The organism is Kitasatospora sp. NPDC042419 (assembly GCF_056437345.1).
On the sequence record NZ_JBWKAW010000005.1, the window covers coordinates 392007 to 406909 of the forward strand.

Consider the following 14903-nt stretch of genomic DNA (forward strand, 5'->3'; position numbering starts at 1 on the left):
GTTGCCGGGTGAGGTTACTGACGGGTCATGAGCGTGGAGGGGCCGCGGGGAGGCGGCGGGCGGGCGTCGGGGGAGGGCCGCGACGGGCCCGCGGGGCCGGGTGCCGCCCGGCGGCGGCACCCGGAACGGCTCAGTGCTCCCCGTGCTCGCCCGGCTTCGCGGCGGTGACCAGCTCGGTCAGCACGCCGCCGCAGTCCTTCGGGTGCAGGAAGGTGATCCGGGAGCCCATCGACCCGGTCCGCGGCTCCTCGTAGAGGACCCGGACGCCCTTGCCGCGGATCTCCTCGGAGTCGGTGTCCACGTCGGCGGTGCCGAAGGCGATGTGGTGGACGCCCTCGCCGTTCTTGGCCAGCCACTTGCCGACCGGGGAGTCCTCCCGGATCGGCTCCAGCAGCTGGAGGTAGGAGGCGCCGCCGTCGCCGGTGTCGTTGATCTTGAGCATGGCCTCGCGGACGCCCTGCTCCTCGTTGACCTCGCTGTGGAACACCTCGAAGCCGTAGGTGGCGCGGTAGAACTCGACCGTCTTGTCGAGGTCGCGGCAGGCGATGCCGATGTGGTCGATACGGGTCAGCACGGTGGCCTCCGGGTACGCGGGGCGGGTGACAGGACGGCAACAGTGCAGCGCATGCCGCCCGGCGGCGCCAGCGATCCCGGTGCGAGCCTGCTCACACGGAGGGCCCGGCGGCCAGGGTTCACCCGGACCGGGTTGACACGGTGTTGACTGGAGGGTGCCAGTGCGCTCGATCACATGGTCGGTCCGGTGACGGGCGGGTAACAGGTCAGTACATTGAGCGGCATCCTCACCTGGCCACGACGTGCGAAGGGGCCCGTCCCATGACCAACACCACCTCTGTGATCGTTGCCGGTGCACGGACCCCGATGGGTCGCCTGCTCGGTTCGCTCAAGGGCTTCTCCGGCGCCGAACTCGGCGGCTTCGCGATCAAGGCGGCGCTGGAGCGGGCCGGTGTCACGGGCGACCAGGTCCAGTACGTGATCATGGGCCAGGTGCTGCAGGCCGGCGCCGGCCAGATCCCGGCCCGCCAGGCCGCCGTCGCCGCCGGGATCCCGCTGAGCGTCCCCGCGCTCACCATCAACAAGGTGTGCCTCTCCGGCCTGGACGCCATCGCGCTGGCCGACCAGCTGATCCGGGCCGGCGAGTTCGACATCGTGGTGGCCGGCGGCCAGGAGTCGATGACCAACGCCCCGCACCTGCTGCCGAAGTCCCGCGAGGGCTACAAGTACGGCGCGGTCGAGCTGCTCGACTCGATGGCCCACGACGGCCTGACCGACGCCTACGAGAACATCCCGATGGGCGAGTCCACCGAGAAGCACAACGCCCGGCTGGGCATCCCGCGCGAGGTCCAGGACGAGATCGCGGCGGCCTCGCACCAGCGCGCCGCCAAGGCGCAGGCGGACGGCGTCTTCGACGCCGAGATCGTCCCGGTGCCCGTCCCGCAGCGCAAGGGCGAGCCGGTCCTGTTCGGCCAGGACGAGGGCATCCGCGCCGACACCACGGTCGAGGGCCTGGCCCGGCTGCGCCCGGCCTTCACCAAGGACGGCACCATCACCGCCGGCACCTCCTCGCAGATCTCGGACGGCGCCGCCGCCGTGGTCGTGATGAGCAAGGCCAAGGCCGAGGAGCTGGGCCTGAGCTGGATCGCCGAGATCGGCGCGCACGGCAACGTCGCGGGCCCGGACAACTCGCTGCAGTCGCAGCCGTCCAACGCGATCCGGCACGCGGTCGCCAAGGAGGGCATCGCCGTCGAGGACCTCGACCTGATCGAGATCAACGAGGCCTTCGCCGCCGTCGCCTACCAGTCGACCAAGGACCTGGGCGTCTCCCCGGAGATCGTCAACGTCAACGGCGGCGCGATCGCGCTCGGCCACCCGATCGGCATGTCCGGCGCCCGGGTGGTGCTGCACCTCGCGCTGGAGCTCCAGCGGCGCGGCGGCGGCGTCGGCGCGGCCGCGCTCTGCGGCGGCGGCGGCCAGGGCGACGCGCTGATCGTCCGGGTGCCGAAGGCCTGATCCGTCGGAAACCCTCTCCGGGGCTGCGGACCGCCACGAGCGGGCCGCAGCCCTTCGGCGCAAGGAGCAGCTACCCATGATCGATGTGCCGACCCTGGTCGAGCAGGCCCGGCAGGGCCGTCCGCGGGCGGTGGCCCGACTGATCTCGCTGGTCGAGAACGCCGCACCCGAGCTGCGCGAGGTGATGGCCGCGCTGGCGCCGTACACCGGCCGCGCCTACACCGTCGGGCTGACCGGCTCGCCCGGCGTGGGCAAGTCCACCTCCACCTCGGCGCTGGTCTCCGCCTACCGGCGGCTGGGCAAGCGGGTGGGGGTGCTGGCGGTCGACCCGTCCTCGCCGTTCTCCGGCGGCGCGCTGCTCGGGGACCGGGTCCGGATGCAGGACCACGCGACCGACCCCGAGGTGTTCATCCGCTCGATGGCGACCCGGGGCCACCTGGGCGGCCTCTCCTGGTCCGCCCCGCAGGCGCTGCGCGTGCTGGACGCGGCCGGCTGCGACGTCATCCTGGTCGAGACGGTCGGCGTCGGCCAGTCCGAGGTGGAGGTCGCCGCCCAGGCCGACACCACCGTGGTGCTGCTCGCCCCGGGGATGGGCGACGGCATCCAGGCCGCCAAGGCCGGGATCCTGGAGATCGGCGACCTCTTCGTGGTCAACAAGGCCGACCGGGACGGCGCCGACGCCACCGCCCGGGAGCTGAACCACATGCTCGGACTCGGCGAGGCGCGCGAGCCGGGGGCCTGGCGGCCGCCGATCGTGAAGACCGTCGCGGCCCGGGGCGAGGGGGTGGACGAGGTGGTCGAGGCGCTGGAGAAGCACCGCGCCTGGCTCGACGAGCACGGGGAGCTGGCCGTCCGGCGCCGCCGCCGGGCCGCCGAGGAGATCGAGGCGATCGCGCTGGCCGCGCTCCGCGCCCGGATCGGCGACCTGCACGGCGACCGGCACCTGGCGAGCCTGGCCGAGCGGGTGGTGGCCGGCCAGCTGGACCCGTACGGCGCGGCCGACCGGCTGGTCGCGGGGCTCACCGCGGCCTGACCGGAGCGCACGGAAGGCCGGCACCCCGCACGGGGGTGCCGGCCTTCGCGGTGCGCGGCCGGTGGAGCGGCGCGGGCGGTGCCGGGGCGGGTCAGGAGCGCCCGCGCAGCCCGCGCAGGTGCTCGGCGACCGGGGCCAGCGCCTCGTACATCGCGTCCAGCTGCTCGGGCGTGAACCGGTCGATGAAGTGCGCCCGGACGCTGCGGACGTGGTCCGGGGCGACCCGCTGCATGGTCTCCCAGCCCTGCTCGGTGAGGTGGGCGTAGAGCCCGCGGCGGTCGCCCGGACACTCCTGGCGCAGCACCAGGCCGGCGTTCTCCATCCGGGTGATCTGGTGCGAGAGCCGGCTCTTGGACTGGAGCGTCGCGGTGGCGAGGTCGGTCATCCGCATCCGCCGCTCGGGGGCCTCGGAGAGCACGACCAGGATCTCGTAGTCGTTGATCGCCAGGTTGTGCGGCTGGAGTTCGCGTCCGAGCTGGTAGTCGAGCAGCTTGGCGACCTCCAGGTGGGCGCGCCACAACCGCTGCTCCCGGGCGGTCAGCCAGGGCGTCTCCTCCTCGGGCCCGTCGGGCTGCGAGGAGGAGACGTCGGCCGGGGCGATCGTGTGCGTGTCCATGGGGCCAGCATAGCGCAATTAGTTCAATGTTGTACGAATTTACCGGCGCTCACGGCCCCGGCCGCACGGATCCGGCCACGGCCCCTCAGAGCCCGAAGCGCCGTCCCAGGTCGCCCAGGTTACCGAGGCCCGGCACGTTCACGTTCGGCAGCTGGCCGCCGTGGCCGGAGGCGTGCTGCGGCGGCACCCCGCCCATCGGCACGCCGGCCTCGGCGTGCACCTGGCCGACCGCGCGCTCGGCCATCAGCACCTCGGTCGACTGCAGCAGCACCTGGCCGGCGCCGATGAACTCGAACTGGTGCTCCTCGCCGGACGCCCCGCCCATCCCGGTGAGCCGGCGGATGCCGCCGATCACGCCGTGCATGTAGTCGTGGTCGTAGTGGTGGCACGGCGCCGGGCAGTCCGCCCAGCCGACCAGCGCCTGCGGGTCCACCCGGATCGGCGGCTCGACGAAGTGCACCGGCCCGTTGGAGGCCGCGACGAACTTGCCGCTGCCGATCAGGGTGAGGAACCCGGGGATGATCGACTGCTTGAGCCGCAGCGTGGGCTCGTACGCGAGGAGGTTGCCCGAGCGGACCGTCAGGTTCCCCTCCTCCAGGTCGTAGGAGTTGAGGTCGAAGGCGCGGTCGGCGAGCAGCAGCTTGCCCCGGCCCTCGGCGACCACCCAGTCCGCCGCGTGCATCGGCGAGTTGAAGTGCTGCCCGAGCATCCGGTCGATCGCCCCGGCGCCGACGCCCTTGAAGGAGATGTCGCCGTAGTAGGCGATCATCTTGCCCTTCTGCAGGAAGTACGACCCGTTGAGGTCCACCGAGAAGGCGTACGGGTTGACGTTGTCGTCGGACGGCAGGCTGTGCGCGTCGTGCACCACCGGCCCCGAGCCGTCCTGGGCCTTGGGCAGCGGGGCCTGCGCGCCGCCGAACTGTTCCTGGGCGTACTGCTGCGGCGGCTGGGCCGGGTAGCCCTGCGGCGGGGGCGGCGGGTAGCCCTGCTGCGGGTACCCGGGCTGCGGGTAGCCCTGCGGGGGCTGCTGCGGGTACGGCTGGCCCGGCTGGGGGTAGCCGGGCGGGGGCTGCTGCGGGTAGCCGGGCTGGGTGGGCTGGCCGTACGGGTCCTGCCCGTACGGAGGCTGCGGCGGGTAGGACATCAGAGCTTCTCCTCGCTCGCCTGCACGTACACCGTTCCGTGCCCGGACAGCTCCAGCTGGAACGCCTCGCCGGAGCCGCGCCCGATCATGTCGCGCCACCCCAGCGCGGTGGACAGCTTGTTCTGGACCTGGCCGCGGTGCGCGACGTAGGCCTGCGGGTCGACGTGCACCGGCTGGTGCGGGGTGATCGGCAGCTCGAAGACGCCGCCGTGGGCCATCACCGCCACCGCGCCGTGGCCGTCCAGCTTGGTGGTGAACAGGCCCTGCCCGGTCACCTGGCCGCGGACCATGCCCATCACGCCGCCCTGCGAGCCCATGAACATGGTGGACTGCTGGAGCGAGCCCTCGAAGGCCAGCAACCGGTCCGCCTCGACGTACAGGGTGTCGCCGGTGAGGTCGATCACGTGGACGTGGTGGCCGCCGTGGCCGAACATCACGCTGCCCTGGCCCTCGACGCTCATCAGCGGGGTGTCCTCGTTGGCCACCCGGCGGCCGATCATCGACATGACCCCGCCCTGCCCGCCGGTGATGTTCGGCGTGAACCGGACCTCGCCGGTGTACGCGAGCATCGCGCCGCGCTGGCTGAACAGCCGCTGACCGGGGACGACCATCGCCTCGATCATCTTGTTGTTGATCTTCGTGAACGCCATCAGACGTCGCCCCCGACGGTCAGCTTCTCGGACGGCTGCACGTAGACCAGGCCCTCTCCGGAGAACTCCACCTGGACGGCCTCGCCGCCGCCCTCGCCGATGAAGGTGCTCCAGCCGGCGCCCGACTTGAGGGAGCGGCTGAGGTTGCCGGTGTGCGCCACGTACGCGCCCGGGTCGACCCGCAGCGGCATCCCCTGGGAGACCCGGAGGATGATCGCCGGCCCCATGGAGGTGACCGCGGCCCAGCCGTGGCCCTCGACCTTGGTGGTGAACAGGCCGTTGCCGGAGGAGACGCCGTTCAGACCGGTGAAGCTGGTGCCGGTCTTCAGCGTCCCCTCGGTGCAGAGGAGGTTGTCGGACTCGACGTACAGCGTCTCGCCGTTCAGCCGCACGAGGTTGACCTCGGTCGCCCGGTCGGCGAAGTAGCAGGTGCCCTGTCCCTTCACCTCCATGACCACCATCTGCTCGCCGGTCAGCCGGCGGGTCACCATGCCCCGCAGGCCGTCGCCGCCGCCGCTGAGCTTCTTGAAGCCCATCTGGCCGGTGTACGCGACCATAGAGCCGTTTCTGGCCTTCACGGTGTCGCCCGTCATGTCGACGGCGAGCACCTTGGACCCCTGGAGTCGAAACTGTGCCACGGGCGCAATGTAGCGGTCGGCGGCCCGGCCCGGGGAGGGGGCGCGGGTGTTCTGGTACGCGTCTGGGACAAACCGGCGGCCCGGGCTCCGTTCCGGACACCCCCGGGCGCGGGCCCGGGCGTGTGCTCGGTGATAATGGACCGGATGCTTGTGAGCCGGTTCACAAGCGATCTCCGACCCGTATCGAGGTACCCATCGTGAACAGCAGCGCCGTCCACCGCCTGCGCCTGGTCTCCGGCCCCGAAGGGGTCTCCTTCCTCCTGCTGCTGCTGTGCTCGGTGCTGAAGCGCACCACCAGCTTCAACGGCGTGCCGGTGATGGGCATGGTCCACGGGATCCTCTTCATCCTGTACGTGGTCTTCTGGATCATGGCCTGGCAGTCGCAGAAGTGGGACGTCAAGCGCGGCGCGGTGCTGTTCGTCCTCTCGGTGCTGCCCGGCGGCGGCTTCGTCGCCGAGCGGATGCTCGCCAAGGAGGAGCGGGACGGCGCGCCGGCCGCGAAGCCGGTCGCCGCGGACGCCGCGGCCTGACGCCGGACGCGCCGGACGGGCCGGACGGGCCGTCCGGCGCCGTGAACGCCGACAGGCTGCCGGGGCCCCCTCTCCCAGTGGGCCCCGGCAGCCTGTCGCTTCTCCGGGAGTGGTCCGGTGGCGGTTAGTTGACGCCCACCGCGCTCCAGGCGGCGGCCACCGTGTTGTACTCGGTGCTGCCGGCGCCGTACAGGTCCTTCGCGGCGTTCAGGGTGCCGGTGCGGGCCGCCTTGTAGTTGGTGCTGGAGGTGAAGTAGGTGGTCAGCGCGCGGTACCAGATCGCCGCGGCCTTGTTGCGGCCGATGCCGACGATGGTGGAGCCGTTGGACGTCGGGCTGTTGTAGCTGACGCCGTTGATGGTCTTCGCGCCGCTGCCCTCGGACAGCAGGTAGAAGAAGTGGTTGGCGACGCCCGACGAGTAGTGGACGTCGATGCCGCCGATCCCGGAGTACCAGGTGTCCTTGGACTGGCCGTCCTTGGAGGGCTTGTCCATGTAGCGCAGCGGCTTGCCGTTGCCGAAGATGTTGATCTTCTCGCCGATGAGGTAGTCCGGCACGTCCACCGGCAGGTTGGCGTACCACTCGACCATGGTGCCGAAGATGTCCGAGGTGGCCTCGTTGAGGCCGCCGGACTCGCCGGAGTAGGTCAGGTTGGCGGTGGCCGAGGTGACGCCGTGGGTCATCTCGTGGCCGGCCACGTCGATGGCGGTCAGCGGGTTGCTGTTGCCGGTGCCGTCGCCGTAGGTCATGCAGAAGCAGGCGTCCTGCCAGAAGGCGTTGACGTAGGCGTTGCCGTAGTGGACCCGGTTGCTCGCGCCGACGCCGTTGTTCTTGATGCCGTTGCGGTTGAAGGTGTTCTTGTAGTAGTCCCAGGTCGCGCCGGTGCCGAACTGCGCGTCCACCGCGGCGGACTGGGGGTCGGACGCCAGGCCGTTGCCCCAGACGTTGTCCGCGTCGGTGAAGATCGCGTTGCCGTTCTTGGCGTTGCCGGTCCACTGGTTGCCGCGGGTGGGGTCCTTGAGCTGGTAGGTGGAGCCGCTCTGGGTGGTGTTCAGGGTGACCGAGCCGACGTGGACGCCCTTGCCGGAGCCGACCGCGGTCTGCACCTCCTCGTGGGTGGAGAGCACCTTGCCGCTGGCGGCGTCGGTGATCAGCCGCTGGCTGCTCGGGGTGCCGTCGGCGCGCTCGCCGTGGACCACCGTCTGGTAGGCCAGGCGCGGGCTGCCGTCGCCCGCCCAGACCACCAGGGTGGGCGCGCTCGCGCCGTCGACCCGGCTGACCGGGACCTCGTCGGCGTCGGCGGCGATGCCGACGGTGGCGCGGACCGAGTCGACGGCCTGGGTGGAGGCCGTGCCGGCGGAGAGCGCGGGGGTGAGGCTCGGCAGCGAGAGGCGGCCCTCGAAGGCCCGGTCCACCGAGGCGATGGTGCCGTTGGCCTTCTGGTGCACGACCAGGTCGCCGCCGAGCACCGGCAGGCCGGCGAACGTCCGGTCGTAGCGCAGGTGGCGGGTGCCGTTGGCGTCGACGATGACGTCCTTGGCCACCAGCTGCTCCTGGCCGCCGAGGTCGAGGGCCCGGGCCACCGGCGCGGCCTGCTGGCCGGCCAGGGCGATCAGGGCCTCGCGCTGCTGGAGCGGCGCGGGCGGAGCGGCCTGGGCGGGGGCGGCGGCGACCTGGATGGCGCCCGCCAGCAGGGCGGTGGCGGAGAGTACGGCGCCGGCTGTCAGCTTTCGCTTCACGTACGGGGTTCCTTCCACGAAACCGCGGGTGCGCGGTCACGCCGCGTACCGGGGCGCCGGGGTTGGCGCCGTGGGGCGGTAGGGCGCTGACGTGCTGTCCCGTGCGGCCTGGCGGTCCGTCGATGGGTGGGGGCGACGGCCGCCCGACGGGGCGTGGTCAGAAGCATGACAATGCAGGTGGTGAAAGGACAGGGTGCCGAAGGTGATTGGCCAGGTCTCGCCAGTGGCCGGTAGGGCTGGTGACGGTGTGTCGGATGTCCGGTTTCGCGAGGTTCGACCCCTTGGCGTGTTCCCGCCATCGGCGACCCTTGCCGACCCCGCCCGCCGTTGCTACGCGCGCCCGGAGGGGCGGCGGCCCCGGAACGCCGGACGCCCGGGGCCTCCCCTCCCAGTGAGGACCCCGGGCGCCCGCCGCGCGGACGTCAGTTGACGTTGACGCCGCTCCACGCGGCCGCCACCGCGTTGTACTCGGCGCTGCCGGCGCCGTACAGGTCCTTGGCGGCGCTCAGGGTGCCGGTGCGGGCCGCCTTGTAGTCGGTGGTGGAGGTGAAGTACACCGTCAGCGCGCGGTACCAGATCGCCGCGGCCTTGGTGCGGCCGATGCCGGTGAGCGTCGAGCCGTTCGAGGTCGGGCTGTCGTAGCCGACGCCGTTGATGGTCTTGGCGCCGCTGCCCTCGGCCAGCAGGTAGAAGAAGTGGTTGCCGACGCCCGAGGAGTAGTGCACGTCCAGGCTGCCGACGCCCGACGACCAGGAGTCGGCCGAGCCGCCGTCCCTGGAGGGCTTGTCCATGTAGCGCAGCGGCGTGCCGTCGCCGTTGATGTCGATCTCCTCGCCGATCAGGTAGTCCGGCTTGTCGGAGGGGAGGTCGGCGGACCACTCGACCATGGTGCCGAAGATGTCCGAGGTGGCCTCGTTGAGGCCGCCGGACTCACCCGAGTAGTTGAGGCCCGCGGTGGCCGAGGTGACGCCGTGGGTCATCTCGTGGCCGGCCACGTCGAGCTCGGTCAGCGGGTGGGTGTTGCCGTCGCCGTCGCCGTAGGTCATGCAGAAGCAGGAGTCGTTCCAGAACGCGTTGACGTAGTTCCGGCCGTAGTGGACCCGGCTGGTGGCGCCGACGCCGTTGTTCTTGATGCCGTTGCGGCCGAAGCTGTTCTTGTAGTAGTCCCAGGTGGCCGCCGCGCCGAACTGCGCGTCCACCGCGGCCGACTGGCGGTTGGCGGCGGTGCCGTCGCCCCACTTGTTGTCGGCGTCGGTGAACAGCGTGCCCGAGCCGGAGGTCCTGCCCTTGAGGTCGCTGGTGGACTGGCCGCCGCGGGAGGCGTCCTTCAGCGAGTAGCCGCCGCTCGCGGTCGAGGTGGTCAGCGGGACGCTGCCGACGAAGACGCCGGTCCCGGTGCCGGTGGCGGTCTGCACCTGCTCGTGGCTGGAGAGCACCTCGCCGGAGGCGGCGTCGGTGACCAGCAGCAGGCTGCTCGGGGTGCCGTCGGCGCGGACGCCCTCGACGGTGGTCCGGTAGGCCAGCCGCGGGTTGCCGTCGGCGGCCCAGACGACCAGCTGGGCGGCGCCGGCCTGGTGGACCTCGGCCAGCGGGGACTCGTCCTTGTCGGCGGCGATGCCGACGGTGGACCGCACCGCGCCGGAGGCCTGCGAGGCCGCCTTGTCGGCGGGGATCGCCGGGGTCAGGCTGGGTACCGAGATCTGCGCGGTGACGGCCTTGTCGACCGCCTTCACCGCGCCGTCGGACGCCTGGTGCACCACCAGGTCGCCGCCGAGCACGGGCAGGCCGGCGAAGGTGCGCTCGAAGCGGAGGTGGCGGGTGCCGTCGGCGTCCACCACGGCGTCCTTGGCGACCAGCGTCTCCTGGCCGCCCAGCGCGAGCGCCTTGGCCAGCGGGCCGGACTGACCGCCCGCCAGTGCGATCAGGCCGGCGCGCTGCTGCGCGGCCTGCGCCTGGGCCGACGGGGTCGGGGTGGCCTGGGCGGCGGTGCTCACCTGGATGACGCCGGTGAGGAGGGCGGTGGCGGAGAGTACGGCGCCGGCTGCGAGCTTTCGCTTCACGTACAGGTCCTTCCGGAGAAACCGCGTGTGTGCGGGCGCGCCTCGCTCCGGGGTGCCGGGGCGGCACCTGAGGGGCGGAACGGGCGCTGACGTGCTGCTCCGTGCGGTCCACGGCGGTCACCGGTGAGTGGGGGCGGTGATCGTCGAACGGGGCTGGCCGAAAGCATGACAATCCAACTAGTGAAATGACAGGTCTGCTTCATGGATTGGCCAGGTCCCGCCAGTGCGGCGGATGGTGAACAGGGCGGCAAAAGGGGCGAATCGCCCGGCCTTGCAGCGGGTTACCGTCCGAACCGAGGCCTGATACCGGGCCGGGCGCCGGTTCGCGCGCCAACCTTCGCCCCCCGATGCCCTGTTGGCGGTGGTTCACATCCGCGCAATGTCCTGGTCCGTACCTGCTTGACCGTCTGGCGGGATCCCGCCACGTGTCGCACTTGTCCACCATCAGGACGCCTGGTAGCACCAGCCCCACCCGCCGGTACGGTAAGGACGTGGCAAAGCCCCTCGCACTCGACTTCGACCCGATCGCCCGCGCCGACGAGCTGTGGGCCCGCCGCTGGGGCGCCGTCCCCTCGATGGCGGCGATCACCTCGATCATGCGCGCCCACCAGATCCTGCTGTCCCGGGTGGACGCGGTCCTCAAGCCGTACGGGCTGACCTTCGCCCGCTACGAGGCGCTGGTGCTGCTCACCTTCAGCCGGACCGGCGAGCTCTCGCTCTCCAAGATCGGCGAACGGCTGATGGTCCACCCGACCAGCGTCACCAACACCGTCGACCGCCTGGAGCGGGCCGGCCTGGTCGCCCGCCGGCCCAACCCGCTGGACGGCCGCGGCGTGCTCGCCGCGATCACCGCCCGGGGCCGCGAGGTCGTCGAGGAGGCCACCCGGGGGCTGATGTCGGTGGAGTTCGGCCTGGAGGAGTACGACGCCGACCAGTGCCGCGAGGTGTTCGACCTGCTCCGGCCGCTGCGGGTGGCGGCCGGTGACTTCACCGAGCCGGAGGCCGAGGGGCCTGCGCGGGACGGGGCGTGAGGACGGTTACCCTCGTGGGAGCGGTGCGCGGAACCGGGCGTACCCCCCGATCCTGCCGAGCGAGGCGATTGTAGTTATGAAGGCGACCCCCCTGGTGGGCTGGTACCGGGCCCTGGCCATCGCGACCGGTGTCGCGCTGCTGGTGTTCTGCGGCTTCATGGTGGCGAAGTACGGCTTCCACGCGGCCGAGGACGTGACCACCTACGTGGCGATGCTGCACGGCTACCTCTACATCGGGTACTTCGTGGTGACCTTCATGCTCGGCCAGAAGCTCAAGTGGCCGCTGGGCCGGATGGTCCTCACGCTGGCCGCCGGCTGCATCCCGTTCGCCTCCTTCGTCGCCGAGCGCCGGGTGGTCGCCGAGGCCGCGGAGAAGCTGCCGTCCGGCGACGCCGCCCGCCAGCCCGCCGGCGTCTGACCCCAGGTGTTCCGCAGGGCGCCCTCTCCCGTCGGGGAGGGCGCCCTTTCGCGTACCGGGACCCGTCCGGCCCGGGCCCCGCCCGCGGGGTGGCCGGATCCGCCGCATGTCGCCCCGGGCGTCCGTCGACAAGTACTAGGACGTCCGAGTAAATTAGTAGGACGTCCTAACAGCAGTGCCGCCCGCTGGTGTGGCGGCCGTACGGAGCGGAGTTCGGGGTCATGGACGCCGAGGAGATCGAGCGCGGACGTCAGCGCTGGCAGCAGCGGTACGACCGCGCCCGCAAGCGGGACGCGGACTTCACCACCCTCTCCGGGGACGAGGTCGAGCCCGTCTACGGGCCGGCCCCCGGGCAGGCCTACGAGGGGTTCGAGCGGATCGGCTGGCCGGGCGAGTACCCGTACACCCGGGGCCTGCACCCGACCGGCTACCGCGGCCGGACCTGGACCATCCGCCAGTTCGCCGGCTTCGGCAACGCCCAGCAGACCAACGAGCGGTACCGGATGATCCTCGATTCCGGCGGCGGCGGCCTCTCGGTCGCCTTCGACATGCCGACCCTGATGGGCTACGACTCCGACGACGCCAAGTCGCTCGGCGAGGTCGGCCACTGCGGCGTGGCCATCGACTCGGCCGCCGACATGGAGGTGCTGTTCGGCGGCATCCCGTTGGGCGAGGTCACCACCTCGATGACGATCAGCGGCCCCGCCGTCCCGGTCTTCTGCATGTACCTCGTCGCCGCCGAGCGCCAGGGCGTCGACCCGGCGGTGCTCAACGGCACCCTGCAGACCGACATCTTCAAGGAGTACATCGCCCAGAAGGAGTGGCTCTTCGCCCCCGAGCCGCACCTGCGCCTGATCGGCGACCTGATGGAGTACTGCGCCGAGGGCATCCCGGCCTACAAGCCGCTCTCGGTCTCCGGCTACCACATCCGCGAGGCCGGGGCGACGGCCGCGCAGGAGCTGGCGTACACCCTGGCCGACGGCTTCGGCTACGTCGAGCTGGGCCTCTCCCGCGGTCTGGACGTGGACGTCTTCGCGCCCGGCCTCTCCTTCTTCTTCGACGCGCACCTGGACTTCTTCGAGGAGATCGCCAAGTTCCGCGCCGCCCGGCGGATCTGGGCCCGCTGGATGCGCGACCGGTTCGGCGCGAAGACCGACAAGGCGCAGTGGCTGCGCTTCCACACCCAGACCGCCGGCGTCTCGCTCACCGCCCAGCAGCCGTACAACAACGTGGTCCGCACCGCCGTCGAGGCGCTCTCGGCGGTGCTCGGCGGCACCAACTCGCTGCACACCAACGCCCTGGACGAGACGCTGGCGCTGCCCTCCGAGCAGGCCGCCGAGATCGCCCTGCGCACCCAGCAGGTGCTGATGGAGGAGACCGGCGTCACCAACGTGGCCGACCCGCTGGGCGGCTCCTGGTACGTCGAGGCGCTCACCGACCGGATCGAGCAGCAGGCCGAGGAGATCTTCCGGAAGATCCTCGACAAGGGCCGGGACGACCACGAGATCGGCCCGATCACCTCCGGCATCCTGCGCGGGATCGAGGACGGCTGGTTCACCGGCGAGATCGCCGAGGCGGCCTTCCAGTACCAGCAGGGCGTGGAGAAGGGGGAGAAGCGCGTCGTCGGCGTCAACTGCCACCCGCGCAGCGTCACCCCCGAGCTGGAGATCCTGCGGGTCAGCCACGAGGTGGAGCGCGAGCAGGTGCGGGTGCTGCGCGAGCGCAAGGCGGCCCGCGACGACGCCGCGGTCCGGGCCGGGCTGGACGCGATGCTGGCCGCCGCGCGGTCCGGCGAGTCGATGATCCCGCCGATGCTGGACGCGGTGCGGGCCGAGGCGACCCTGGGCGAGATCTGCAACGCGCTGCGCGAGGAGTGGGGCATCTACCGGGAGACCGCCCGGTTCTGACCCCGGTCCGCCGTGCCGAGCCGCCCCGCACCTCCGCGTGCGGGGCGGCTCTCCGCCGTCCGGGCGGGGCGTCCGGTCAGGGCGCCAGCAGGCTCGGGAAGGGCCCGAGCAGCAGGTTGGTGAACCGTCTGGTCCACTCGCGGGTGATCGGTTCGCCGCTGACCAGCACCCGGTGCTCGACCGTTCCGGCGATGGTGTCGAAGATGATGTCGATCTCCTCGCCGGCGGTGGTCTCGTCGCAGTCCGGGGCCAGCTCGCCGCGCGCCTGGGCGGCGGCCCGGCCCTGCCGGACCAGCCGCTTCTGGGGGTCGACGATCGCCTCCCGGATCCGCCGGCGCAGCTGCCGGTCGCGGGTGCCCTCGGCGAACAGCGCGAGCAGCGCCGCCTGGGTCTCCGGGCGGGCCAGCAGGTCGGCGAACTGGGCGACGACGGCCTCGATGTCGGCGCGCAGGCTGCCCAGGTCGGGCATCACGAGTTCGTCGAAGAGGCTGGCGACGGCGTCCACCACCAGCTCGTTCTTGGACGGCCAGCGCCGGTACAGGGTGGTCTTGGCGACGCCCGCGCGGGCGGCGACGTGGCCCATGGTGAGCCCGCCCCAGCCGAGGTCGGCGAGGGTCTCGCGGGTGGCGTCCAGGATGGCGCGGTCGGCGGCCGCGCTGCGCGGGCGGCCCTTGGCGCGGGCGGTGGCGCCGTCGGGGCTCTCCGGGGCTTGCGGGGCCGGGGCTTGAGGGGGCTCGGCCGGGCGGACCTGGTGCGCCGGGGTCACGGGGGGCTGGGGGGCCGGCACCGGGCCTCCTTGCGATTTACCGGTTGGTAACTTGGGTGGGGCTGGTAACGGTAGCGACTTCACCGTGTCCAGGTCAGCCGGGCCGTACCGGAAAGTGGGGCAGCTCACGTTGCGGGAGTGCCGGTGGGGGTTGCGGCGGGTGCCCTCGGTCCAGTTACGCTACGACTCGTAGCGAAAGCTGGTGACAACCAGGCGCCGTGCACCCCGTGGGACGGGGGCGGCGCGGGCGCGGATGGGGATCCGCGCCAACGGTTCAGGCTATCGGGGGGTGGGTTCTCCGCTCGGGGAATCGGGGTCGCGCAGCCCGCGCGGGTCGGTTTTCC

At 72.1% G+C, this 14903-nt stretch carries 14 protein-coding genes; 6 read left to right on the forward strand and 8 right to left on the reverse strand.

Annotated features, from left to right (window positions below; all coding sequences use genetic code 11):
- Nucleotides 1–130: 130 nt before the first annotated feature.
- The gene (mce, locus tag AC067J_RS13890) at nt 131–574 is read right to left on the reverse strand and encodes a methylmalonyl-CoA epimerase (protein WP_478298772.1); all 444 of its coding nucleotides are present in this window, start codon (nt 572–574) and stop codon (nt 131–133) included.
- Nucleotides 575–834: 260 nt separating this feature from the next.
- Here mce and AC067J_RS13895 point away from each other — a divergent pair, with 260 nt between their 5' ends.
- Nucleotides 835–2028, forward strand: coding sequence for an acetyl-CoA C-acetyltransferase (locus tag AC067J_RS13895; protein WP_478298774.1), 1194 nt, complete (start codon nt 835–837; stop codon nt 2026–2028).
- Nucleotides 2029–2104: 76 nt separating this feature from the next.
- Complete coding sequence (meaB, locus tag AC067J_RS13900) at nt 2105–3061, forward strand: methylmalonyl Co-A mutase-associated GTPase MeaB (protein WP_478298776.1); 957 nt, start codon at nt 2105–2107, stop codon at nt 3059–3061.
- A 91-nt stretch (nt 3062–3152) separates the two neighbouring features.
- Here meaB and AC067J_RS13905 read toward each other — a convergent pair whose 3' ends face one another.
- The 4 genes from AC067J_RS13905 to AC067J_RS13920 form a co-directional block, all read right to left on the reverse strand.
- Nucleotides 3153–3677, reverse strand: a complete 525-nt coding sequence (locus AC067J_RS13905; RefSeq protein ID WP_478298778.1) for a MarR family winged helix-turn-helix transcriptional regulator — start codon at nt 3675–3677, stop codon at nt 3153–3155.
- A gap of 85 nt (nt 3678–3762) precedes the next feature.
- Complete coding sequence (locus tag AC067J_RS13910) at nt 3763–4575, reverse strand: AIM24 family protein (RefSeq protein ID WP_478298978.1); 813 nt, start codon at nt 4573–4575, stop codon at nt 3763–3765.
- 245 nt (nt 4576–4820) lie between these two features.
- Nucleotides 4821–5471 (reverse strand): AIM24 family protein, encoded by a 651-nt coding sequence (locus AC067J_RS13915; RefSeq protein WP_478298780.1) that lies wholly within the window; start codon nt 5469–5471, stop codon nt 4821–4823.
- Nucleotides 5471–6109, reverse strand: coding sequence for an AIM24 family protein (locus tag AC067J_RS13920; RefSeq protein ID WP_478298781.1), 639 nt, complete (start codon nt 6107–6109; stop codon nt 5471–5473). Before AC067J_RS13920 ends, AC067J_RS13915 begins: the two co-directional genes overlap by 1 nt.
- 194 nt (nt 6110–6303) lie before the next feature.
- Here AC067J_RS13920 and AC067J_RS13925 point away from each other — a divergent pair, with 194 nt between their 5' ends.
- Nucleotides 6304–6639: a DUF3817 domain-containing protein gene (locus AC067J_RS13925; RefSeq protein ID WP_478298980.1), complete on the forward strand. Its 336-nt coding sequence runs from the start codon at nt 6304–6306 to the stop codon at nt 6637–6639.
- Nucleotides 6640–6763: 124 nt separating this feature from the next.
- On the opposite strand, the gene AC067J_RS13930 is transcribed toward AC067J_RS13925, so the two are convergent.
- Together AC067J_RS13930 and AC067J_RS13935 are read right to left on the reverse strand one after the other, a co-directional pair.
- Nucleotides 6764–8377, reverse strand: a complete 1614-nt coding sequence (locus AC067J_RS13930; protein WP_478298783.1) for a M4 family metallopeptidase — start codon at nt 8375–8377, stop codon at nt 6764–6766.
- A 422-nt stretch (nt 8378–8799) separates the two neighbouring features.
- Nucleotides 8800–10437 (reverse strand): M4 family metallopeptidase, encoded by a 1638-nt coding sequence (locus AC067J_RS13935; protein WP_478298784.1) that lies wholly within the window; start codon nt 10435–10437, stop codon nt 8800–8802.
- Nucleotides 10438–10928: 491 nt separating this feature from the next.
- Between AC067J_RS13935 and AC067J_RS13940 the strand changes: the two genes are divergently transcribed.
- From AC067J_RS13940 to AC067J_RS13950, 3 genes are all read left to right on the forward strand, one after another.
- A complete protein-coding gene (locus tag AC067J_RS13940; protein ID WP_478298785.1) occupies nt 10929–11468 on the forward strand; it encodes a MarR family winged helix-turn-helix transcriptional regulator in 540 nt (179 codons plus the stop codon).
- A 76-nt stretch (nt 11469–11544) separates the two neighbouring features.
- Nucleotides 11545–11886 (forward strand): DUF3817 domain-containing protein, encoded by a 342-nt coding sequence (locus tag AC067J_RS13945; RefSeq protein WP_478298787.1) that lies wholly within the window; start codon nt 11545–11547, stop codon nt 11884–11886.
- 221 nt (nt 11887–12107) lie between these two features.
- A complete protein-coding gene (locus AC067J_RS13950; RefSeq protein ID WP_478298788.1) occupies nt 12108–13793 on the forward strand; it encodes an acyl-CoA mutase large subunit family protein in 1686 nt (561 codons plus the stop codon).
- A 76-nt stretch (nt 13794–13869) separates the two neighbouring features.
- Here the strand turns inward: AC067J_RS13950 and AC067J_RS13955 are convergent, their stop codons facing one another.
- Nucleotides 13870–14580, reverse strand: coding sequence for a TetR/AcrR family transcriptional regulator (locus tag AC067J_RS13955; protein ID WP_478298789.1), 711 nt, complete (start codon nt 14578–14580; stop codon nt 13870–13872).
- Nucleotides 14581–14903 lie beyond the last annotated feature (323 nt).